Below are 22241 nucleotides of genomic sequence, written 5' to 3' on the forward strand. Positions count from 1 at the left end.
CAAGGTATGCGTTTGGTGGCCGCATCGGCCGCCGTCTGGTTTTGAGAAAGTGGCGGGGAGCCCAAGGTGAAGCCTTTGGCGGTTTGTATGCGCGGTTCGCTGTTGTCGTTGATGTCGCGGATGGGTTGGCGTTTGTTCGGTGCTTCGGTGCTCGTCGGCGGTCTCCTCCTGAGCGTGCCGGCCGCTCGTGCTGCCGAGCCGGGCCCGTTGCTCGCCTTTGGCGCGCGGATCGCCGGCGACGACGCGCGCACCCGGGTCGTCGTCGAGTTCGACCGCAAGCCGGATTTTTCCGTTCATTACGTGGCCGACCCCGTTCGCGTTGTCGTCGACCTGCCGGAAACAGCCTTCGGCCTGAAGGCGGACAGCCTCCAACCGCGCGGCCTGTTCGACGCGATCCGCTACGGCGGCATGGGCGCGGGCAATTCCCGTATCGTTCTTTCCGCGAAGGGGCCTGTTGCGGTAACCCATGCGGAGGTGATCGCGGAGGAGGGGGGCAAGGGCTACCGCCTGGTTATCGACGCCGAACGGGTCGACCAGACGCGCTTCGATGCGCTTCTCGGCGAACAGCAATGGACCGGTTCCGTCGCTGCGACGAAAACCGACAGACCTGTGGCCGTTGCGCCCACCAAGGACGGCGGTCCCTTCATCATCGCGATCGATGCCGGCCACGGCGGCATCGACACCGGTGCGCTTGCCGCCGAGACGAAGACGGAAGAGAAACACGTCACGCTGGCCTTTGCCAAGGATCTCGTCGAGGCCCTGAACAAGGGTGCCGGGATCGAGGCTTTTCTCACCCGCGACAAGGATGTTTTTCTCTCGCTGCCGCAGCGCGTGCAGATTGCCCGGAACAAGGGCGCCAATCTTTTCATCTCGCTCCATGCCGATGCGCTCCGCCAGAAGGACATCCGCGGCGCTACGGTCTATACTATCTCTGACAAGGCGTCGGACCATCTGGCCGCAAGCCTTGCCGCTCGCGAAAACCTTTCGGACGAAATCGCCGGCGTACCGCTTCAGAGCGAGCCCGCGGAGGTCGCCGATATCCTGATCGATTTGACCCGCCGCGAGACGCAGGCCTTTTCCGTCAACATGGCGCGCGCGGTGGTTTCTTCCTTCGAGGGCCAGATCAATCTCATCAACAACCCGCACCGCTTCGCCGGGTTCCGCGTGTTGCAGGCACCCGACGTGCCGTCGATCCTGCTGGAACTGGGCTTCCTGTCGAACAAGGAGGATGAGAAATTGCTGCTGGATCCGGAATGGCGCAAGAAGGTTTCGGAGCGTCTTGCCGTCGCGGTTCGGCGTTATCGCGAGCAGGCGGTTGCCAGCGGCGGCTGACGTTTGAAGGCATGCCCAGGAACGAAGTGATTTGTGTCGCCTTGGTAACAGCGTTATGCTTTTCAACTGGATGCGCACGCGATAATCGGAAACAGCCCTATTTTACGCACATTCCGGGAACCTAACCGGAATTGCGCCCGGATTTGTTGAGAAACGAGTTGAAGCCCGGGGTTCCTCGCCATATGAGGAGCCGGGCTTAGCGGGTTGCTGCGAAGCCAGACGATTTCTGACGGAAGAGTTTGGTCGGACTGACGCAATTAAGCCGGCGGGACAGAGCATGGACTGTCGCTCGGCGGTCCGGCAATTGAACGATAATTAAGGTACCGGTATCTGACTGATGATCAGGCTGATTGGATATTTCTTCGGGATTGGTGCGTTTCTGCTGCTTGGCGTGGCTGGAGCCGTGGCGCTTTATCTGGGCGTCGTCACCAAGGATCTACCGGACTACGAGGTGCTGGCGAAATACTCGCCGCCTGTAACGACGCGCTTTCATGCCGGCAATGGCGCGCTGATGGCGGAATATGCCCGTGAGCGGCGTCTCTATCTGCCGATCCAGGCGATTCCTGATCGCGTCAAGGCAGCCTTCATCTCCGCCGAAGACAAAAACTTCTACCAGCATCCGGGTGTCGATATCACAGGTCTCGCCCGCGCTATCGCGGTGAACCTGCAGAACTTCGGTTCCGGCCGTCGCCCGGTTGGCGCATCGACGATCACGCAGCAGGTGGCAAAGAACTTCCTGCTGAGCTCGGACCAGACGATCGACCGCAAGGTCAAGGAAGCGATCCTTTCGTTCCGCATCGAGCAGGCCTACAGCAAGGACCGGATCCTTGAACTCTATCTCAACGAGATCTTCTTCGGCGCGGCGTTCCTATGGCGTTGCACAGTGCGGCGCTCACCTATTTCGACAAGCCGGTGACCGAGCTTACCGTTTCTGAGGCCGCCTATCTCGCAGCGCTCCCGAAGGGACCGGCCAACTACCATCCGTTCCGCAAGACCGAAGCCGCCATCGAACGCCGCAACTGGGTGATCGACCGCATGGTCGAGAACGGCTACGTCACCAAGGCCGACGGCGAAGAAGCCAAGAAGCAGCCGCTCGGTGTCAACCCGCGCCGCGGCGGCGCGCATCTCTTCGCCTCCGATTTCTTCGCCGAGGAAGTCCGCCGGCAGATCATTCAGAAATACGGCGACAACGCGCTCTATGAGGGCGGCCTGTCGGTTCGCACCTCGCTCGATCCGCGTCTGCAGATCGCGGCCCGTAAGGCGCTGCAGGCGGGTCTGCTGACCTACGACGAGCGCCGCGGCTTCCATGGTCCGGTGAAGTCGATCGAGATCGGTGGCGATTGGGGTGAGCCGCTTGGTGCCGTCGTCGCCTTCAGCGACGTGCCGGAGTGGAAGCTCGCCGTTGTTCTCTCTGTCGACGCACAGGGCGCCGAGATCGGCATCCAGCCGGAGAAGGAAGCATCGGGCAAAATCGTGGCCGAGCGCGTCACCGGACACATCTCCGCCAAGAACATGCAGTGGGCCTACCGTTCGGCGACTGGCGACCGCAAGTCGGCGAAATCCCCCGAAGGCGTCTTCGGCGCCGGCGACGTTGTCTACGTTGAGCCGCTCGCCGAAAAGGGCGAATATCGCCTGCGCCAGCCGCCGAAGGTGCAGGGTGGTCTCGTCGCGATGGATCCGAAGACCGGCCGCGTCCTCGCAGTCGCCGGTGGCTTCTCCTATGGCCAGTCGGAATTCAACCGCGCGACGCAGGCGATGCGTCAGCCGGGTTCGTCCTTCAAGCCCTTCGTCTACGCCGCAGCACTCGACAACGGCTATGCGCCGACGACGCTGGTGATGGATGCGCCGATCGCCCTTGCCGACGGTGCCGTCAGGACATGGAAGCCGAAGAACTACGACGGGCGCTTCACCGGTCCTTCCACCTTGCGCCTCGGCCTGGAAAACAGTCGCAACCTGATGACCGTGCGTCTCGCCCGGCATCTCGGCATGGATCTCGTGGCAGAATATGCCAAGCGCTTCGGCATCTATGACGAGCTGCAACCGTATCTGCTCGCGATGTCGCTCGGCGCCGGCGAAACGACGCTGTTGCGGCTGGTCTCCGCTTATGCGGTCATCGCCAATGGCGGCAAGGCGGTCACGCCCTCGATGGTCGACCGCATCCAGGATCGCTACGGCCGCACGATCTTTCGCCACGACCAGCGCCGCTGCGACGATTGCAACGGCGCCGACTGGACCGGCCAGGAAGAGCCTGTGCCGGTCGACGATCGCGACTATGTGCTCGACCCGATGACCGCCTATCAGGTGACCTCGATGCTGCGCGGTGTCGTGCTGCGCGGCACGGCCGCCGGCAAGATCAAGCTCGATCGTCCGGTTGCCGGCAAGACCGGCACGACAAATGACGAAAAGGACGCCTGGTTCGTCGGCTTCACCCCGAACATCGTCACCGGCGTTTTCCTTGGCTACGACACGCCGAAGCCGATGGGCTATGGTGAAACCGGCGGCAGCCTCGCGGTGCCGATCTTCAACGACTTCATGCAGGAAGCCGTCAAGGACACCCGCCCGAGCAAGTTCGTTGTGCCCGAGGGCATGAGCATGGTCGCCGTCAACCGCAAGACCGGCATGGCCGCCCAAGAGGGTGAGCCGGACACGATCATCGAGGCCTTCAAGCCCGGCACCGGCCCGGCCGACACCTTCTCGGTCATCGGCGGGCTCGATCAATACGTGCCGCCGGAGGAAATCCTGAAGAACTCGCCGCAGGCGAACCAGGCGGTGACCTCGGGCTCCAACGGTCTGTTCTAAGCCTTTCCCCTCTCGCGATGCCCGCCGCCTTTACATCAGCGGCGGGCATCGCTATTTGACGCTCAATTTCATATCGGGTTCACAAGAAGCAGGATTATGCGCAGCGAAATCGAGAACATTGTCGACGAAATCAAGCAGGCCATAAGCCTGCTGAGGAGGCATCTTTGACTGGGATCAGGCGGTAAGACGACTGGACTGGTTGAACAACAAGGCGGAAGATCCGACCTTGTGGAACGATGCTTCGGAAGCACAGAAGCTGATGCGCGAGCGCCAGCAACTCGACGACGGCATCAATGGCCTGCGTCGTTTCGAGCAGCAGCTCAACGACAACATCGAACTCATCGAGCTCGGCGAGGAAGAGGGCGACGCGGCGATCATCGCGGATGCCGAACAGGCGCTGCGTGAACTGCGCAACGAAGCGGCCAAGAAGCAGGTCGAGGCCATGCTTTCCGGCGAGGCCGATCAGAACGACACCTATCTCGAAGTGCATTCCGGCGCCGGCGGTACCGAAAGCCAGGACTGGGCCAACATGCTTCTGCGCATGTACACCCGTTGGTCCGAGCGCCAGGGATATAAGGTCGAGCTTCTTGAAATCCAGGACGGTGAAGAAGCCGGCATCAAGTCTGCGACGCTGCTCGTCAAGGGCCACAATGCCTATGGTTGGCTGAAGACCGAATCGGGCGTGCATCGCCTCGTTCGCATTTCGCCCTATGACAGCAATGCGCGCCGCCACACCTCGTTCTCGTCGATCTGGGTCTACCCGGTGGTCGACGATTCGATCCAGATCGACATCAACGAGAGTGACTGCCGCATCGACACCTACCGCTCGTCTGGTGCCGGTGGCCAGCACGTCAACACGACCGACTCGGCCGTGCGTATTACGCATATGCCGTCCGGTATCGTCGTGCAGTGCCAGCAGGAGCGCTCACAGCACAAGAACCGGGCCAAGGCCTGGGACATGCTGCGTGCGCGTCTCTACGAGTCGGAGTTGAAGAAGCGCGAAGAGGCGGCAAACGCCGAGGCTGCGTCAAAGACGGATATCGGCTGGGGCCACCAGATCCGCTCCTACGTTCTGCAGCCTTACCAGCTGGTCAAGGACATGCGCACCGGGGTCGAGAGCACCGCACCGGGCGATGTGCTCGACGGCGAGCTCAACGAGTTCATGGAGGCGGCGCTTGCGCACCGTGTCAGCGGTGGCGCGGATGCAGTCGTCGACGATTTGAACTAAGCGTCGTTGCGAGAGTTCTTGAATTGAAGAAGGCCGGGTGTTCGCATCCGGCCTTTTCTTTTGCTCAGTTCGAGGCGCGCTCGACCTTGATGTCGCCGAGATCATCGATGAGCACGGTCCAGGTCTCCGGTTCGCGGGCGGTCGGATCTGTCTTCAGATAGACGGTCGCGAACATGCCCGGCTGCGCGGTGACGCCGGTTGAGGTCTCCGGGCGAATGTCGGTGACATAGGCTTTGAGCGCCGAGAACTCTTCGAGCTCCGCCGAGGAAACCACCACCGGTCCGGCTGGCGTCGCTTCGATCTGCTGCAGATGGACCTGTGCCGTGCCATCCGTCTGGCGAAGCGCGATCAGCTTGTAGTAGCCGCGGCGGGCGTCGGTTTGCTTCTCGGCGGCCGCATTGGGATCGAGTGATGAAAGCGGCGCTCCGCTTTCCTCCCAGTAGCCGGTGCTCGTGACAAAGGTAGCCTGCGGCGGCACGACGTTGGCGTCCTCGGCCCTGGCGCCGGCGGTGCTCACGAACAGGAGAAGCGCGAGGAGGGCGGATCTTTGCATTGGGGATTGTCGTCCTTTCAAACCGCAGCTCCGCTGCCGCTTCGCTCCTACAGCGCCGCGCGTCTTATCAGACGCGCAAAGGTCGCTGTAGCACTTTGAATTGCTGCATGTTTTTGTCCTTTAATCGGCTACGATTAAAGGAAAACATGCAGTAGCCGTCGGAAAACGAGCCGTGGAGGATCATAACATATCGCGCGGAGAACGTGCGTTCAGTTCGAAAATTGCTCGGCCAGGATGCGGTCCGACCAGGAATGATCGGGATCCGAGAGGATGCGCGCCGTCATGTTCTCCGATTCGGCGATCCGCACCTTGACCACCGACTTTACTTCCTGATGGTCCGCCACGGCGTTCACCGGCCGCTTGTCGGCTTCCAGGATTTCGATCTCGACCGTGACATGGTTCGGCAAGAGCGCGCCGCGCCAGCGGCGTGGACGGAAGGCGCTGACCGGCGTCATGGCCAGAAGCGGTGCTTCGAGCGGCAGGATCGGCCCATGGGCGGAGAGGTTGTAGGCGGTGGAACCGGCTGGTGTCGCCACCAGCAGGCCGTCGCAGGTCAGCTCCTGGAGCCTTGTCTTTCCGTCGATGAGGACGCGAAGCTTTGCAGCCTGATAGGACTGGCGGAAGAGGTAGACTTCGTTGATCGCAAGCGCCGTGAAGCTCTCGCCGTAGACGTCGGTCGTCTGCATCTCCAGCGGATGGAACGCGTTCTCGACTGCCTGGCAGATGCGGTCCGTCAGGTTCTCGGTGCTGTACCGGTTCATCAGGAAGCCGACGGAGCCGCGGTTCATGCCGTAGACCAGTTTGCCGCTGTTCATGGTCTGGTGCAGCGTCTGCAGCATGAAGCCGTCGCCGCCGAGCGCTACGATCACATCGGCCTTCGCCGGATCGTTGTCACCATAGATCGCCTTGAGATCAGCCGCAGCCTTTTGCGCCTCCTCCGCAGAAGAGGCGAGGAAGGCGAAGGAGTTGAACGTTCTGGCCATGAAACAGTGGTCCGTTCGATGCGTTGCATGCCGCTAGCGGCGATCTCTGTCCATCGTTTCTGGCATGGCCCGAAGCCGAACGCATCTGAAAAATTGGGAGAATTCGCAATTTTGCTTTACACCGGATGAGATTATGGTAACTCCCACCGCAGCAAGTGCCCTTATAGCTCAGTTGGTAGAGCGGCTGATTTGTAATCAGTAGGTCGGGAGTTCGAGTCTCTCTGGGGGCACCACATCTGCCTTTTTCTGCTGAAATCGCGCATGTTTTGAAGCTTTAACCGCATTCGGATTTGAGACGCGGGGCCAAGCTGCGAATTGAGCAGTCAATCACGTTCAGCAAGGATCGCCATAAGAAAGGCGTGCCGATCCAGGTCGACGAACCGGAAACCGTGCACGGCCACCTCGCGGTCTTTCCAAAGGGTAACGGCGCACGATTGATTCTCGATGCGAGAATATTCGCTCTCGGGAGGCCGCAGGATGCGCCGCTCTTTCATTTCGATACCGAAGACGTGGCTGCGGCACATCATCACGCGGTCGCCCTCGGTGTCGAGATCGTCACGCCGGTGCAATTCGAGCAATGGTTCACGATCCGCGACCCCGACGGCAATGTCTTGATGATTTGCCGGTGCTGAGCGGGACTGCCTCGCGATGTCAGATGTCGAACGAGGGGGCCATGCGCATCGGAACCTCCCGGCATTTCTGCAGGGCGTTGAGAAGGTTTTCGGCGAGATAGTCGATCAGCGCCCGGGTCGCCGGCAGCATGCCCTGGCGAGACGGGAAGACGAGGTGCACCACGACGTCGTTCGAGGTCCATTCCGGCAGCACCGGCACGAGCACGCCGGCGCGGAAGGCGCGCTCGCAGATATGGTCCGGCAACAGCGCCACGCCCATGCCTTCGATCGCGGCGCGTTCGAGGATCAGGAAGTCGCTGCAGCCGATGATCGGACGATGGGAGATTTCCGTCGTGTTTCCGTCGGATGAGACGAGCCGCCAGACGTCGGTCGGGTGTTGTTCGTTCATCGACAGCGTCGCCTGCTGGCTGAGGTTGTCGATGGTGATGTCGCCCGAGCGGGCAAGGAACGTCGGGCTAGCGGCGAGCCGCTCGCGAACCTCGCCGAATTTGCGGATGATCAGCTGATTGTCGGTATCGAGCTGGCCGCGGGCGCGGAGCGCCACATCGATCCGTTCTTCGATCAGGTCGATGCGCCGGTTGGTGGCGGTGATCAGGAGCCGCACGCCGGGATAACGCCGGTGAAACGCCGGCAGGATATCCGCGAGCATCGGGGTGAAGCCGAGTGGGCAGGCGAGCCTGACGGTGCCCGAAGGTTCAGCCCGCACCGCCGCAATTTCGGCTTCGGCGGCCGCGACGCCGTCGAGCAGCCCCTGGCAATGTTCATAGAAAACCCGGCCGATGTCGGTGACACGCAGCTTGCGGGTCGAACGTTCAAGCAACCGCACGCCGAGCTGTTCCTCGAGGCGGGCCACATGTTTGCTGAGTTTGGATTTGGGTATATTGAGATCGCGTGCGGCAGCGCTGAAGCCGTTGTTGCGCACGACGGCGGCAAAGAGCCCGAGATCGTTCAGATCCTGCATTGTCCTGTCTCCGAGGTCCGGATGCTTTGCCCGATTGTTTCCGTCTGGAAACAGTATGTCAAATATCCGCTGGCTTATCGGTCGATTGTTTTCCGCTCATATGTGGAGCACCGCAACGCAAACACAAAGGTGTTCCCATGAACGTTCTTCATATCGACTCTGGTATCCTCGGCGATCACTCGGTTTCCCGTCGCCTGACGGCCGCACTCGCCGCTCAGATCAAGGCTGACCGCCCGGATGCCACCGTGACCTATCGTGATCTCGCCGCCAGCTCGCTCCCGCATTTGACCGGCGCCCAGATCATGGCTCCCGCCGATCTCGCAGGCGTGGATGCCGACCTTGCCGCCGACGTCAAGCTTGGCCGCGACATGCTCGAAGAATTCCTGGCGGCCGACACGGTCGTCATCGGCGCCCCGATGTACAACTTTGGCATCCCGAGCCAGCTGAAAGCCTGGATCGACCGCATCGCCGTCTCCGGCAAGACGTTCCGCTACACCGAAAATGGTCCGGAAGGCCTCGCCAAGGGCAAGAAGATCATCGTCGCCTCGACCCGCGGCGGTCACTACTCCGCCGGCCCGGCCGCCGTCATGGACCACCAGGAATCCTACCTGAAGACGGTCTTCGGCTTCCTGGGCGTCACAGATGTGGAATTTGTCCGTGCCGAAGGTCTCAACCTCAGCGCCGATTCCAAGCAGTTTGCGATCGCTGAGGCTGAAAAGGCCATCGCGGAAGGCAACGTCCTTCGCCTGGCGAGCTAACATATAGGTTCAGCGGGTCACTGACGTGATCCGGTGGAGGGGCCCAGGCCCTGCGTGCGGACGGTGCCGGTTGCAAACGCAGCCGGCATTGTCCGTTTTGGGATTTCACAATCTGCTTTATAATGCATCGATGGTGGACCGGCGGACAATTCTGTTGGGCATGACCGCTGCGGTGGCTGCACTGCTCGCCGCCGACGCGGCGCGCGCACACAATTGCACGTGCCGCAACCGCGACGGTTCGAAATATGAGCTCGGACAGATCGCCTGCCTAAGGGTCGACGGCAACGTCTATATGGCGCGCTGCGAAATGAACCTCAACGTCTCCACCTGGAAGAAGCTGCGTGACGGCTGCCCGACGGCGGCCGGCATGAGCACGCCGCTGAGCCCTACGGAGCAATTGGTCAGTTTCTGACGAGGAGCAGCGGCTTGCCGCCCTCATTACGGTCTTTTTCGAAGCCGGAAGGTGTGGCGGTGAACGCGAGCGAGCTGCCGTCTTCGCCGAGCAGGGTTATGCCAAGTCCGTTCGCCGTCCAGCTCTTCAGTTTCAATTTTCTGACGGCGCTATCGCATGGCTCTTCGACGGACAGTGCAAAATTGCCGTCACTGTCGGCAGCCTCCTTAAAGCGCACATGGCAGATGGCGGTTCCGCCCGGCCGTTTCATCTGCCACGCGCCTTTCATGTTTGCCGGCGCCGGCAGATGCGAGATGCCGTCCACCGCGGTTACGAGGGCCAGTCGAGGCCCGTCCTCGCCGTTCGTCAGGAGCGGGGATCCCTCGCTCTCTTCAAAGCGGGCATGGACTTTTCGCAGGACGTCGATCAGCAGCAGGCCGCCGTTCCCGTCGAAATTCCAGGCGGCGACGTCGGCAAGGGTTGGCACACTCTTGGCGCAACCCTCGGCTCCGGTAACTGCGTAGCCGCCGATCGCCTCATCGGCGGTGAGGGTGAGCTTGCATCCTTCGGCGCCATCGAGCGGCGCGACCAGATAGTCGCCCGCCTGCGCCGCGATGATCCCGGGATCGATGTCGCCGGCGGCGAAGGCGGTGTGTGAACCGAGGCAGACTGCACCCAGAACGAGCAGCCGAAACATAGGAACGCGTGACGCAACTGCGACAACCATGGAGCTCTCCGATCCCAACGCGCGGAGATTTCCACAGTCACATTTTCGCGTCAATGCGCCAGCCCTTGCAGCAGTGTGGGATGACGCCGTCGCCCGCTTGGTCGTCGCCATGGGCGGCCGGCTGCGCGTGGATGTCAGCGGTTCAGGAACTGGCGCGCGGCATACATGGCGATTGCTGCCGCGTTCGACACGTTCAGCGACTTGATCGCGCCCGGCATGTCGAGGCGGGCAAGGTCGGTCACGATCGAACGGGTCTTCTGCCGCAGTCCCTTGCCCTCGGAGCCGAGAACGAGCGCGATCTTCTCACCGCTGAATGTTCCTTCAAGCGGCTGCGGTCCTTCCGAATCGAGGCCGATCGTCTGGAAGCCCAGCCGATGGAGTTCTTCGATGGCATCCGCAAGATTGGTGATCTGGATATAGGGAATCATTTCCAGCGCGCCCGAGGCGGATTTGGCGAGAACGCCCGATTCGGTCGGGCTGTGGCGCATGGTGGTGATCAACGCACCGGCATCGAAGGCGACGGCGGAACGCATGATGGCGCCGACATTGTGCGGATCCGTCACTTGGTCGAGCACCAGAATCAGCGGGCAGTCGCGAAGCGCTTCGAGCTTGCGATGCGGCAAGGGGCGCGTCTCGAGCATCACGCCCTGGTGGATCGCATCGGGGCCGAGGATCTTGTCGAGATCCTGCGGCGTCACGGTTTCGACCGGGAAGGGCAGGGCCGAAAGCTCGTCGAGCTCCAATCTTGCAGCGGCGTTCGGCGTCACGCTGAGGCGAACGAACTGGCGCGCCGGATTGTCGAGGGCGGCGCGAACCGTATGCAGGCCGTAGAGCAGAACCTGCTCGGGCGCGAGCTGCGGTGGCTTCCAGTCGGCCGGCGCCTTGCGGCGCTTCTCCTGTTTTAGCGTTGGGATTTCGCCGCGTTCCCGCTTGGCGTCGCGGTGGGCGCGCCTGAGGTTGGCGTAATGGGTGTCCTTGGCGCTCTTGTCGCCGGTGTGATCTTTGCTCATGGGCGTCTTATAGAGGGGTTGCAGGCGTGGCGAAATGGTTTTCGATGAGCGGTCCGGAATTGTCGCTGTGGAGAAATTCGGAAATTTTCCACTGACCCGTGTTGACAGGAGGAAAGAGGGCGGTCATATACCCGGCCACAGATCGAGAGGCGGCAACGACGCGTCGCTGGTTGTCTCACGATCTCAAATGCTTGGTCGAAAGATCCCGACAGAATAATGGAGGGATGCCCGAGTGGTTAAAGGGGACGGACTGTAAATCCGTTGGCTCAGCCTACGTTGGTTCAAATCCAACTCCCTCCACCATTCTGCTTCTGGATCGAAGGCCCGCGGGTATAGCTCAATGGTAGAGCAGCAGCCTTCCAAGCTGAATACGCGGGTTCGATTCCCGCTACCCGCTCCAGCAGCGAACAGCCTCCTTATCCGAATTAATCCGATGCTCCAACGCTTCGCGGTAAGTCATTGTTTGTCTTGCTTGCGGAGCGATCCGTGATTCGCGCATGCCTGCCCTTGTGTCGGCGCTTCAGCGTTCTTACATATCGGCAGGAAAAGGCCGTCGGCGACCGGTCCGGGCGTACGCAATTAAGTCTTGCGCAAATCCCCTGAAACCCTTAAACGGCTCCACAAACCGGCCCTGCCGGCTGATCATTCATACTTGACCACAGGAAACGTACCCATGGCAAAGAGCAAATTTGAGCGCAACAAGCCGCACGTTAACATTGGCACGATTGGCCACGTTGACCATGGCAAGACGTCGCTGACCGCAGCGATCACGAAGTACTTCGGCGAGTTCAAGGCGTATGACCAGATCGACGCTGCGCCGGAAGAAAAGGCCCGTGGTATCACCATTTCGACGGCCCACGTTGAGTACGAGACGCCGAACCGTCACTACGCTCACGTTGACTGCCCCGGCCACGCCGACTACGTCAAGAACATGATCACCGGTGCGGCTCAGATGGACGGCGCGATCCTGGTTTGCTCGGCTGCTGACGGCCCGATGCCGCAGACCCGCGAGCACATCCTGCTCGCCCGCCAGGTTGGCGTTCCGGCAATCGTCGTGTTCCTCAACAAGGTCGACCAGGTTGACGACGCCGAGCTTCTCGAGCTCGTCGAACTCGAAGTTCGCGAACTTCTGTCGTCCTACGAATTCCCGGGCGACGACATTCCGATCATCAAGGGCTCGGCTCTTGCAGCTCTAGAAGATTCGGACAAGAAGATCGGCGAAGACGCGATCCGCGAGCTGATGGCCGCTGTTGACGCCTACATCCCGACGCCGGAGCGTCCGATCGACCAGCCGTTCCTGATGCCGATCGAAGACGTGTTCTCGATCTCGGGCCGTGGTACGGTTGTGACCGGTCGCGTTGAGCGCGGTATCGTCAAGGTCGGCGAAGAAGTTGAAATCGTCGGCATCCGCGACACGTCGAAGACGACGGTTACGGGCGTTGAAATGTTCCGCAAGCTGCTCGACCAGGGCCAGGCCGGCGACAACATCGGCGCGCTGATCCGTGGTGTTAACCGTGACGGCGTTGAGCGTGGCCAGATCCTGTGCAAGCCGGGTTCGGTCAAGCCGCACAAGAAGTTCATGGCCGAAGCCTACATCCTGACGAAGGAAGAAGGCGGCCGTCATACGCCGTTCTTCACGAACTACCGTCCGCAGTTCTACTTCCGCACGACGGACGTGACGGGCATCGTGACGCTGCCGGAAGGCACGGAAATGGTCATGCCGGGCGACAACGTCACCGTTGCCGTCGAGCTGATCGTTCCGATCGCGATGGAAGAAAAGCTGCGCTTCGCGATCCGCGAAGGCGGCCGTACCGTCGGCGCAGGCATCGTAGCCTCGATCGTCGAGTAATCTGCTGGTTTCAGATCAGTAGAGAGGCCCCGCTGGCAACGGCGGGGCCTTTTTCGTTGCAGGAGCTGCCAGGACTTCATCGATAAAGTCGCGCTTGCCGTGGGTGTAGATATCCCAATCGCCATTGGCGTCTGTGGCAAGCCGCTTTTTCAGCGTCTCGTATCGCTCGGCATAGTCCGGCCGTTCACGCAACTGGTCGCGGAAGAGGAGGCGTGCCGCATGAGCGGCGTTGTCGCCAGAGCAAAGATAGAGGCGCGTGCCGTAGGGGCGCGTATCGGTGGTGAAGGTCCAGAGGCCGCTTGCGTGCGGATCGCGGTGAAAGGTGTAGCCGATGCTGCGAAGGCGCGCAGTCAGCTCCGGCAGCCTTCTCAGATCCGCGATGACCGCATCGATATCGATCTTCGGCTTCGCCGGCAATCCGGGCACTGCGGTGCTGCCGATGTGATGGACCTCGCGGACGAAGGGTGAAGCAGCGTCGCGATCTCTGAGGCTCGCTCTTCAAACAACAAAGCCAGCAGGGACCGTATTCGGCCAGCGTGATGCGCGACGTATGATTCGGCTCCCGGCAATTGCCGGCAGGATAGCGGATTCCCGACTTCGCGCGCCGCGGGAATTACGGCAGGCTCGACAATGACTTGCGCCCGTTCGTGACGCCGGAGGCGGCAGGGCAGGGGGTTGTTGCAATTCGATGAGGATTTTTTCGCTTCTTCGGTGAAAGGTGCTTGTCATCCTCCGGCAAACTGAATATTAAGCCGCTGACTTGAGGCGGCGACGCGTCGTTAGACGAAGGCGCAGCTGAATAGGGGTATAGCTCAGTTGGTAGAGCGGCGGTCTCCAAAACCGCAGGTCGGGGGTTCGAGCCCCTCTGCCCCTGCCATTTCTCTCGCGCTTGCATAAAGGCTGAGGGGACGGCAAACTAAAGCTTAAGGACCGGTGACCCGGTCGACGAAATTCACAAAAAAGACTGATTGGCTCTTGTGGTTTTCAGAATCGGTCTTTATGTAGGGTCCAAACAGACACGCGGTGCGTGGGGCTGAATCATCGGCTTTACGCGCCGTAATGGCGTGAGCATTACATGGCATCCAAAACGAATCCGGTAACGTTTCTGCAGCAGGTTCGCTCGGAGACGTCGAAAGTGACTTGGCCTTCTCGGCGCGAGACGATGATCTCGACGCTGATGGTCTTTGTCATGGTCTTTTTTGCCGCTGCCTTCTTCTTTGCTGCGGACCAGTTGATGGGTTGGGCGATCGGCCTCATCCTCAACGTTGGCGCTTGATTGGGTGGAGGGTAGTATGGCTGCGCGCTGGTATATTGTTCACGCCTATTCGAACTTCGAAAAGAAGGTCGCTGAATCGATCGAAGAAAAGGCCAAGCAGAAGGGTCTCGAGCATTTGTTCGAGAAGATTCTCGTGCCGACCGAGAAGGTTGTCGAAGTGCGTCGTGGCCGCAAGGTCGACGCCGAGCGCAAGTTCTTCCCGGGCTACGTTCTGGTTCGCGCCAATCTGACGGATGAGGCTTTCCATCTCATCAAGAATACGCCGAAGGTAACGGGTTTCCTCGGTACCGACAGCAAGCCGGTTCCGATTCCGGACCATGAGGCTGAGCGCATCCTTGGTCAGGTCCAGGATGGCGTCGAGCGTCCGAAGCCGTCGGTCTCGTTCGAGATCGGCGAGCAGGTCCGCGTTTCGGATGGTCCGTTCGCCTCGTTCAATGGCGTCGTTCAGGACGTCGACGAAGAGCGTTCGCGCCTCAAGGTCGAGGTTTCGATCTTCGGTCGCGCGACGCCGGTCGAGCTGGAATACGGTCAGGTCGAGAAGGTCTGAGAAGATCTCAAGAGATAGGGCGGGTTGCGACCCGTTCTGGCGGAGAAATCCGCATGCGCGTGGAAGGGGAGCGACCTTAGCCGGGTCGGATCGTCCGTACCACGCAACCGCAGCCGCCGATCCCCGTGATCGGCAACAAGCCGGGCAACCGGCGTAACAGATCCCGGTGCGATCCGTCGCAAGGGGATTTCAGAAAGGCAGAGAGAAATGGCTAAGAAAGTTGCAGGCCAGCTCAAGCTGCAGGTGAAGGCTGGGTCGGCCAATCCGTCCCCGCCGATCGGTCCTGCGCTCGGTCAGCGTGGCATTAACATCATGGAATTCTGCAAGGCGTTCAATGCCGCCACGCAGGAAATGGAAAAGGGTATGCCGATCCCGGTCGTCATCACCTATTACCAGGACAAGTCCTTCACTTTCGTCATGAAGCAGCCGCCGGTCAGCTACTTCCTGAAGAAGGAAGCAAAGATCCAGTCCGGTTCGAAGACCCCCGGCAAGGGTGGCTCGGCTGGCAAGCTCACCAAGGCTCAGATCAAGTCGATCGCCGAAGCCAAGATGAAGGATCTCAATGCTGCCGATATCGAAGGCGCAATGGCCATGATCGAGGGCTCTGCCCGCGCTATGGGCCTGGAAGTGGTAGGCTAAGACCATGGCGAAGATTGCAAAGCGTGTACAGAAGTCCCGCGAGGGCGTCGATCCGACGAAGATCTACGGTCTCACCGAGGCCGTTTCGATGGTCAAGGAACGTGCAACTGCCAAGTTCGACGAGACCATCGAAGTTGCGATGAACCTCGGCGTTGACCCGCGCCACGCCGACCAGATGGTCCGCGGCGTCGTCAACCTGCCGAACGGCACCGGCCGCTCGGTTCGCGTCGCCGTTTTCGCACGTGGCGCCAAGGCTGACGAAGCCAAGGCTGCCGGTGCTGACGTCGTTGGCGCGGAAGAGCTCGTTGAAATCGTTCAGGGCGGCAAGATCGATTTCGATCGCTGCATCGCAACCCCGGACATGATGCCGCTCGTCGGTCGCCTCGGTAAGGTTCTCGGCCCGCGTGGCATGATGCCGAACCCGAAGGTCGGCACCGTCACGATGGACGTCGCTGGTGCCGTCAAGGCATCCAAGGGCGGCGCCGTCGAGTTCCGCGTCGAAAAGGCCGGTATCGTTCACGCCGGCATCGGCAAGGCATCCTTCGATGCCAAGGCACTGGAAGAAAACATCCGTGCCTTCGCAGACGCAGTGATCAAGGCAAAGCCGACCGGCGCCAAGGGCAACTACGTCAAGCGCGTCGCTATTTCGTCGACCATGGGCCCAGGCCTCAAGATCGACCCGGCCACGCTCAGCGTCGCTTAATCGTTTTCGGGCTTCGGCCCGGTACCAAATTCCCGGCCTTTCGGGGCCGGGAATTCCGGACGTCAAGTCCGGAACTCCTGTCCGAGATTGCGGGTGGTTTTACCTTAATCACTTCGGCCTGCATGAGACGGGTAAGATCTGAATTTCGCTATGGCGCCGGAGGCGTCGAAATTCGGTTCGAACCTCGCTTGCCTTGTGTCAGACCCGGCTCTTCCGGGAACGCCAAGGGACAGGATCCTTAAGCGTTACGTGGGATCGAGCTCGATCTCGGGTGACAAAGGCAAACCCGGCGGGGCTGCAGTATTGCAACCCTGCCTACTGGAGACAGACAGTGGAAAGAGCGGAAAAACGCGAATTCGTCACGGAGCTGAACGAAGTCTTCAAGGCTTCCGGTTCGGTTGTCGTGGCCCACTATGCTGGTGTCACAGTTGCGCAGATGAACGACTTCCGTTCGAAGATGCGCGCTGCTGGCGGCACCGTCAAAGTCGCGAAAAACCGCCTGGCCAAGATCGCTCTTCAGGGCACCGAGTCGGAAGGGATGAGCAATCTCTTCAAGGGTCAGACGCTGATCGCATACAGCGAAGACCCGATCACGGCTCCTAAGGTCGTCATGGATTTCGCCAAGACCAACGACAAGCTCGTTGTTCTCGGTGGCGCCATGGGCACAACCACGCTCAACGCCGAAGCAGTCAAGTCGCTCGCGACCCTGCCTTCGCTCGACGAGCTGCGCGCAAAGCTGCTGGGCCTTCTCAATGCCCCGGCAACCCGCGTCGCAACGGTTGTTGCAGCACCGGCAAGCCAGCTTGCTCGCGTGTTCTCGGCCTATGCCAAGAAGGACGAAGCCGCCTAAGGCGGATTTTCGCTGTTGTATTTAAAACCAGTTCGAACCGAACAAAAGGAAAAGTAAAATGGCTGATCTCGCAAAGATCGTTGAAGACCTCTCCTCGCTGACCGTTCTGGAAGCTGCTGAGCTTTCCAAGCTGCTCGAAGAGAAGTGGGGCGTTTCGGCTGCTGCTCCGGTAGCTGTTGCTGTTGCTGGCGGCGCTGCCGGCGGTGCTGCTGCTGCTGCTGAAGAAGAAAAGACCGAATTTGACGTTATCCTCGTTGACGCTGGCGCCAACAAGATCAACGTCATCAAGGAAGTCCGCGCCATCACCGGTCTCGGCCTCAAGGAAGCCAAGGACCTCGTCGAAGGCGCTCCTAAGCCGGTTAAGGAAGCAGTTTCCAAGGCTGAAGCTGCTGACCTCAAGAAGAAGCTCGAAGACGCTGGCGCCAAGGTTGACGTCAAGTAATTCGGCATTTTGCAAGGGGAGGTGGCCATTTCGGCCGCCTCTCTTTGACCGTTTTTGGAACATATTACCCAAAAGCCTGTCGAAAAACGGCTTTTGGGTAATGGGTTCTTCAAGAGGATGGTCTCGAACGGAAGGCAGCACAGCAATCCGCGCTGAGCGTTTTCCGTTAGCTGGACGAGATTGGACTACTCATTGATTGACGGGGTCGACTGGCCATCGGTTCCCGTCCGTTGCAGGCCCGGATGCAAGATTGACAAGGAGCGACGATGGCTCAGACCCTTTCGTTTAACGGTCGCAGGCGCGTACGCAAGTTTTTTGGTAAAATTCCAGAAGTCGCAGAAATGCCGAACCTCATCGAGGTTCAGAAGGCATCCTACGACCAGTTTCTGATGGTTGAAGAGCCCAAGGGCGGTCGCCCTGATGAGGGGCTCCAAGCTGTTTTCAAGTCCGTTTTCCCGATCAAGGATTTCTCGGGCGCATCGATGCTTGAGTTCGTGTCCTACGAATTCGAGCCGCCGAAGTTCGACGTCGAGGAATGCCGTCAGCGCGATCTGACCTACGCAGCGCCGCTCAAGGTGACGCTGCGCCTCATCGTATTCGATATCGACGAGGATACCGGCGCGAAGTCGATCAAGGACATCAAGGAACAGAACGTCTACATGGGCGACATGCCGCTCATGACCGACAACGGTACCTTCATCGTCAATGGTACCGAGCGCGTTATCGTTTCGCAGATGCACCGGTCGCCGGGCGTGTTCTTCGACCACGACAAGGGCAAGAGCCATTCGTCGGGCAAGCTGCTCTTCGCAGCACGCGTCATTCCTTACCGCGGTTCCTGGCTCGACATCGAGTTCGACGCCAAGGACATCGTGCATGCCCGTATCGACCGCCGCCGCAAGATTCCGGTGTCGTCGCTGCTGATGGCGCTCGGCATGGACGGCGAGGAAATCCTCGACACCTTCTACACGAAGTCGCTTTACCAGCGCGACGGCGAAGGCTGGCGCGTGCCGTTCCAGCCGGATGCCCTGAAGGGTCAGAAGGCCATCACCGAGATGGTCGACGCCGACACCGGTGAAGTCGTCGTTGAAGCTGGCAAGAAGCTGACCCCGCGTCTGCTTCGTCAGTTGCAGGACAAGGGTCTGAAGGCGCTCAAGGCGACCAATGATGACCTCTACGGCAACTATCTTGCCGAAGACGTCGTCAACTTCGCAACCGGTGAAATCTACCTCGAAGCAGGCGACGAGATCGACGAGAAGACGCTTCCCGTCATTCTGTCGGCCGGCTTCGACGAAATCCCGGTTCTCGACATCGACCATATCAATGTCGGCGCGTACATCCGCAACACGCTGACCGTAGACAAGAACGAGAACCGTCAGGACGCTCTGTTCGATATCTACCGCGTGATGCGTCCGGGCGAGCCGCCGACCATGGATTCCGCGGAAGCCATGTTCAACACGCTGTTCTTCGACGCCGAGCGCTACGACCTCTCGGCCGTCGGCCGCGTCAAGATGAACATGCGCCTCGACCTTGAAGTTGCGGATACCGTCCGTATCCTGCGCAAGGAAGACATCCTTGCTGTCGTCAAGATGCTCGTCGAACTGCGCGACGGTAAGGGCGAAATCGACGACATCGACAACCTCGGCAACCGCCGTGTTCGTTCGGTCGGCGAGTTGATGGAAAACCAGTACCGCCTGGGTCTGTTGCGCATGGAGCGCGCGATCAAGGAACGCATGTCGTCGATCGAGATCGACACGGTCATGCCGCAGGACCTGATCAACGCCAAGCCGGCTGCCGCAGCCGTCCGCGAATTCTTCGGCTCCTCGCAGCTGTCGCAGTTCATGGACCAGGTGAACCCGCTTTCGGAAATCACCCACAAGCGCCGTCTTTCGGCACTTGGCCCGGGTGGTCTGACCCGCGAGCGCGCCGGCTTCGAAGTCCGCGACGTTCACCCGACGCACTACGGCCGTATTTGCCCGATCGAAACGCCGGAAGGCCCGAACATCGGTCTGATCAACTCGCTTGCGACCTTCGCCCGCGTCAACAAGTACGGCTTCATCGAAAGCCCGTACCGCAAGATCGTTGACGGCAAGGTGACGAACGACGTCGTCTATCTCTCGGCGATGGAAGAAGCGAAGTACCACGTCGCGCAGGCAAACTCGGTTCTTGAGAGCGACGGTTCGTTCTCGGAAGAATTCGTCGTTTGCCGTCACGCCGGCGAAGTTATGCTGGCTCCGCGCGACAACATCAACCTGATGGACGTTTCGCCGAAGCAGCTCGTTTCGGTCGCGGCCGCGCTCATCCCGTTCCTTGAGAACGACGACGCCAACCGTGCACTGATGGGCTCGAACATGCAGCGTCAGGCCGTGCCTCTGCTGCGCGCCGAAGCGCCGTTTGTCGGCACCGGCATGGAGCCGGTCGTTGCCCGTGACTCCGGCGCAGCAATCGCTGCCCGTCGTGGCGGCGTCGTCGACCAGGTTGACGCGACCCGTATCGTTATCCGCGCCACCGAAGACCTCGATCCGTCGAAGTCGGGCGTCGATATCTATCGTCTGCAGAAGTTCCAGCGTTCGAACCAGAACACCTGCGTCAACCAGCGCCCGCTGGTTACCGTCGGTGACGTTCTGAACAAGGGCGACATCATCGCCGACGGTCCTTCGACCGACCTCGGTGACCTGGCGCTCGGCCGCAACGCGCTCGTCGCGTTCATGCCGTGGAACGGCTACAACTACGAAGACTCGATCCTGCTCTCCGAGCGGATCGTGCGCGACGACGTGTTCACCTCCATCCACATCGAAGAATTCGAAGTGATGGCGCGTGACACGAAGCTGGGTCCGGAAGAAATCACCCGCGACATTCCGAACGTTTCGGAAGAAGCGCTGCGTAACCTCGACGAAGCCGGTATCGTTTATATCGGTGCTGAGGTTCAGCCGGGTGACATCCTCGTCGGCAAGATCACGCCGAAGGGCGAAAGCCCGATGACGCCGGAAGAAAAGCTTCTGCGCGCCATCTTCGGTGAAAAGGCTTCCGACGTTCGCGACACCTCGATGCGCATGCCCCCGGGCACCTTCGGTACCGTCGTCGAAGTTCGCGTCTTCAACCGCCACGGCGTTGAGAAGGACGAACGCGCGATGGCGATCGAGCGCGAGGAAATCGAACGCCTCGCCAAGGACCGCGACGACGAACAGGCGATCCTCGATCGCAACGTCTACGCACGTCTCGTCGACATGCTGCGTGGCCACACGGCCGTTGCCGGCCCGAAGGGCTTCAAGAAGGGCACCGAGCTTTCGAACCTCGTCGTCAGCGAATACCCCCGCTCGCAGTGGTGGATGTTCGCCGTCGAAGACGAAAAGGCTCAGGGCGAGATCGAAGCTCTGCGCGCCCAGTACGACGAATCCAAGTCGCGCCTTGAACAGCGCTTCATGGACAAGGTCGAGAAGGTCCAGCGCGGCGACGAAATGCCTCCGGGCGTCATGAAGATGGTCAAGGTCTTCGTCGCTGTGAAGCGCAAGATCCAGCCGGGCGACAAGATGGCCGGCCGTCACGGCAACAAGGGTGTCGTGTCGCGTATCGTGCCGATCGAAGACATGCCGTTCCTGGAAGACGGCACGCATGTCGACGTCGTTCTGAACCCGCTCGGCGTGCCTTCGCGCATGAACGTCGGCCAGATCCTCGAAACCCATCTCGGCTGGGCTTGCGCCGGCATGGGCAAGAAGATCGGCGCGATGCTCGATGCCTATAAGGCAGGCGCCGACATCCAGCCGCTGCGCGACACCATCGACAGCGTCATCGGGTCGGGCCCGAAGGGCGAGCCGATCAAGCAGTACGACGACGAGTCGATCGTGCGCTTGGCCGAGCAGACCCGTCGCGGCGTTTCGATCGCGACGCCGGTCTTCGACGGTGCTGTCGAAGCCGACGTCAACGAGATGCTGGAGCAGGCGGGCCTGAAGGTAACCGGTCAGTCGACGCTTTACGATGGCCGTACCGGCGATCAGTTCGACCGTCAGGTGACCGTGGGCTACATCTACATGCTGAAGCTCAACCACTTGGTCGACGACAAGATCCACGCCCGTTCGATCGGTCCGTACTCGCTCGTCACCCAGCAGCCGCTGGGCGGTAAGGCGCAGTTCGGCGGTCAGCGCTTCGGGGAAATGGAGGTCTGGGCGCTGGAAGCTTACGGCGCGGCCTACACCCTGCAGGAAATGCTGACGGTCAAGTCGGACGACGTTGCCGGTCGTACCAAGGTCTACGAAGCGATCGTCCGTGGCGACGATACCTTCGAAGCGGGCATTCCGGAGAGCTTCAACGTTCTCGTCAAGGAAATGCGCTCGCTGGGCCTTTCGGTCGAGCTCGAAAACTCGAAGGTCGACGAGGCTGGGGCGGCACAGTTGCCGGACGCAGCCGAGTAAAGAGACCCAAGGTGCGTGCCGCGATGCGGCGCGCACCGTTTCCGCCTGAAGACGCTGACGTCTTCGGCAGGAACAGAGCCGCAGCCAATGCGGTTTTAGCTGTTTAAGGGGCAGGGGCCGGCGCCCGGGATTTGTCGGCACCCTCGCCAAGCTCA

19 protein-coding genes, 4 tRNA genes and 1 pseudogene are annotated in these 22241 nt (G+C 60.8%); 18 read left to right on the forward strand and 6 right to left on the reverse strand.

The features are described 5' to 3' along the window. The first annotated feature begins 120 nt into the window (after positions 1-120). The 3 genes and pseudogenes from ACN9MO_RS05585 (at position 121) to prfB (ending at position 5359) form a co-directional block, all read left to right on the forward strand. Positions 121-1332: an N-acetylmuramoyl-L-alanine amidase gene (locus ACN9MO_RS05585; protein WP_348272233.1), complete on the forward strand. Its 1212-nt coding sequence runs from the start codon at positions 121-123 to the stop codon at positions 1330-1332. A 337-nt stretch (positions 1333-1669) separates the two neighbouring features. Beyond that, positions 1670-4131: pseudogene (locus tag ACN9MO_RS05590) on the forward strand (penicillin-binding protein 1A). 96 nt (positions 4132-4227) lie between these two features. Further along, positions 4228-5359 (forward strand): peptide chain release factor 2 gene (prfB, locus tag ACN9MO_RS05595; protein WP_112995481.1). Its coding sequence is split into 2 segments (ribosomal slippage): positions 4228-4296 and positions 4298-5359, totalling 1131 coding nucleotides; the frame shifts between segments, so codons are not numbered across the junction. Positions 5360-5423: 64 nt separating this feature from the next. On the opposite strand, the gene ACN9MO_RS05600 is transcribed toward prfB, so the two are convergent. Together ACN9MO_RS05600 and ACN9MO_RS05605 are read right to left on the reverse strand one after the other, a co-directional pair. Then, positions 5424-5912, reverse strand: coding sequence for a hypothetical protein (locus ACN9MO_RS05600; protein ID WP_057252258.1), 489 nt, complete (start codon positions 5910-5912; stop codon positions 5424-5426). A gap of 209 nt (positions 5913-6121) precedes the next feature. After that, a complete protein-coding gene (locus ACN9MO_RS05605; protein WP_057252257.1) occupies positions 6122-6895 on the reverse strand; it encodes an NAD kinase in 774 nt (257 codons plus the stop codon). A gap of 157 nt (positions 6896-7052) precedes the next feature. Here ACN9MO_RS05605 and ACN9MO_RS05610 point away from each other — a divergent pair. Both ACN9MO_RS05610 and ACN9MO_RS05615 read left to right on the forward strand, forming a co-directional pair. Then, positions 7053-7128, forward strand: a tRNA-Thr gene (locus ACN9MO_RS05610). A gap of 156 nt (positions 7129-7284) precedes the next feature. Continuing rightward, a complete protein-coding gene (locus ACN9MO_RS05615) occupies positions 7285-7527 on the forward strand; it encodes a VOC family protein (RefSeq protein ID WP_158539375.1) in 243 nt (80 codons plus the stop codon). Between the two features lie 19 nt (positions 7528-7546). Here ACN9MO_RS05615 and ACN9MO_RS05620 read toward each other — a convergent pair whose 3' ends face one another. Beyond that, positions 7547-8488, reverse strand: coding sequence for a LysR family transcriptional regulator (locus ACN9MO_RS05620; protein ID WP_057252255.1), 942 nt, complete (start codon positions 8486-8488; stop codon positions 7547-7549). A 137-nt stretch (positions 8489-8625) separates the two neighbouring features. Between ACN9MO_RS05620 and ACN9MO_RS05625 the strand changes: the two genes are divergently transcribed. After that, a complete protein-coding gene (locus tag ACN9MO_RS05625) occupies positions 8626-9246 on the forward strand; it encodes an FMN-dependent NADH-azoreductase (RefSeq protein ID WP_113132766.1) in 621 nt (206 codons plus the stop codon). A gap of 160 nt (positions 9247-9406) precedes the next feature. Continuing rightward, a complete protein-coding gene (locus ACN9MO_RS05630; RefSeq protein ID WP_162261311.1) occupies positions 9407-9658 on the forward strand; it encodes a hypothetical protein in 252 nt (83 codons plus the stop codon). On the opposite strand, the gene ACN9MO_RS05635 is transcribed toward ACN9MO_RS05630, so the two are convergent. Beyond that, positions 9648-10364, reverse strand: coding sequence for an AprI/Inh family metalloprotease inhibitor (locus ACN9MO_RS05635; protein WP_082615946.1), 717 nt, complete (start codon positions 10362-10364; stop codon positions 9648-9650). The two genes, ACN9MO_RS05630 and ACN9MO_RS05635, sit on opposite strands and share 11 nt — an antisense overlap. 134 nt (positions 10365-10498) lie before the next feature. Continuing rightward, positions 10499-11374 (reverse strand): TrmH family RNA methyltransferase, encoded by an 876-nt coding sequence (locus ACN9MO_RS05640; RefSeq protein WP_113132767.1) that lies wholly within the window; start codon positions 11372-11374, stop codon positions 10499-10501. Positions 11375-11592: 218 nt separating this feature from the next. Between ACN9MO_RS05640 and ACN9MO_RS05645 the strand changes: the two genes are divergently transcribed. The 3 genes from ACN9MO_RS05645 to tuf all read left to right on the forward strand — a co-directional run bounded on the left by ACN9MO_RS05645 (position 11593) and on the right by tuf (position 13223). Continuing rightward, positions 11593-11677: transfer RNA gene (locus ACN9MO_RS05645), tRNA-Tyr, on the forward strand. A gap of 23 nt (positions 11678-11700) precedes the next feature. Further along, positions 11701-11774: transfer RNA gene (locus tag ACN9MO_RS05650), tRNA-Gly, on the forward strand. A 273-nt stretch (positions 11775-12047) separates the two neighbouring features. After that, entirely contained in the window at positions 12048-13223 is a 1176-nt protein-coding gene (gene tuf, locus ACN9MO_RS05655) for an elongation factor Tu (RefSeq protein ID WP_034795467.1), read from the forward strand. A 15-nt stretch (positions 13224-13238) separates the two neighbouring features. On the opposite strand, the gene ACN9MO_RS05660 is transcribed toward tuf, so the two are convergent. Further along, positions 13239-13649, reverse strand: coding sequence for a GrpB family protein (locus tag ACN9MO_RS05660; RefSeq protein WP_244495666.1), 411 nt, complete (start codon positions 13647-13649; stop codon positions 13239-13241). A 375-nt stretch (positions 13650-14024) separates the two neighbouring features. On the opposite strand from ACN9MO_RS05660, the gene ACN9MO_RS05665 reads away from it, so the two are divergent. From ACN9MO_RS05665 to rpoB, 8 genes are all read left to right on the forward strand, one after another. Continuing rightward, positions 14025-14100, forward strand: a tRNA-Trp gene (locus tag ACN9MO_RS05665). Between the two features lie 198 nt (positions 14101-14298). Next, complete coding sequence (gene secE, locus ACN9MO_RS05670) at positions 14299-14499, forward strand: preprotein translocase subunit SecE (protein ID WP_034795473.1); 201 nt, start codon at positions 14299-14301, stop codon at positions 14497-14499. A 16-nt stretch (positions 14500-14515) separates the two neighbouring features. Beyond that, positions 14516-15046 carry a transcription termination/antitermination protein NusG gene (gene nusG / locus ACN9MO_RS05675; protein ID WP_034795476.1) on the forward strand — a complete coding sequence of 177 codons (531 nt, stop codon included), beginning with the start codon at positions 14516-14518 and terminating at the stop codon, positions 15044-15046. A gap of 207 nt (positions 15047-15253) precedes the next feature. Further along, the gene (gene rplK, locus ACN9MO_RS05680) at positions 15254-15685 is read left to right on the forward strand and encodes a 50S ribosomal protein L11 (protein ID WP_043626293.1); all 432 of its coding nucleotides are present in this window, start codon (positions 15254-15256) and stop codon (positions 15683-15685) included. 4 nt (positions 15686-15689) lie between these two features. Then, the gene (gene rplA / locus ACN9MO_RS05685) at positions 15690-16388 is read left to right on the forward strand and encodes a 50S ribosomal protein L1 (protein WP_057252169.1); all 699 of its coding nucleotides are present in this window, start codon (positions 15690-15692) and stop codon (positions 16386-16388) included. Between the two features lie 331 nt (positions 16389-16719). Then, complete coding sequence (gene rplJ / locus ACN9MO_RS05690) at positions 16720-17238, forward strand: 50S ribosomal protein L10 (protein WP_057252170.1); 519 nt, start codon at positions 16720-16722, stop codon at positions 17236-17238. A 58-nt stretch (positions 17239-17296) separates the two neighbouring features. Next, positions 17297-17680: a 50S ribosomal protein L7/L12 gene (rplL, locus tag ACN9MO_RS05695; protein WP_057252171.1), complete on the forward strand. Its 384-nt coding sequence runs from the start codon at positions 17297-17299 to the stop codon at positions 17678-17680. A gap of 266 nt (positions 17681-17946) precedes the next feature. After that, complete coding sequence (gene rpoB / locus ACN9MO_RS05700) at positions 17947-22086, forward strand: DNA-directed RNA polymerase subunit beta (protein WP_057252172.1); 4140 nt, start codon at positions 17947-17949, stop codon at positions 22084-22086. Positions 22087-22241: the final 155 nt, after the last annotated feature.

The organism is Ensifer sp. R-19 (assembly GCF_049905105.1).
Classification (GTDB): Bacteria; Pseudomonadota; Alphaproteobacteria; order Rhizobiales; family Rhizobiaceae; genus Ensifer.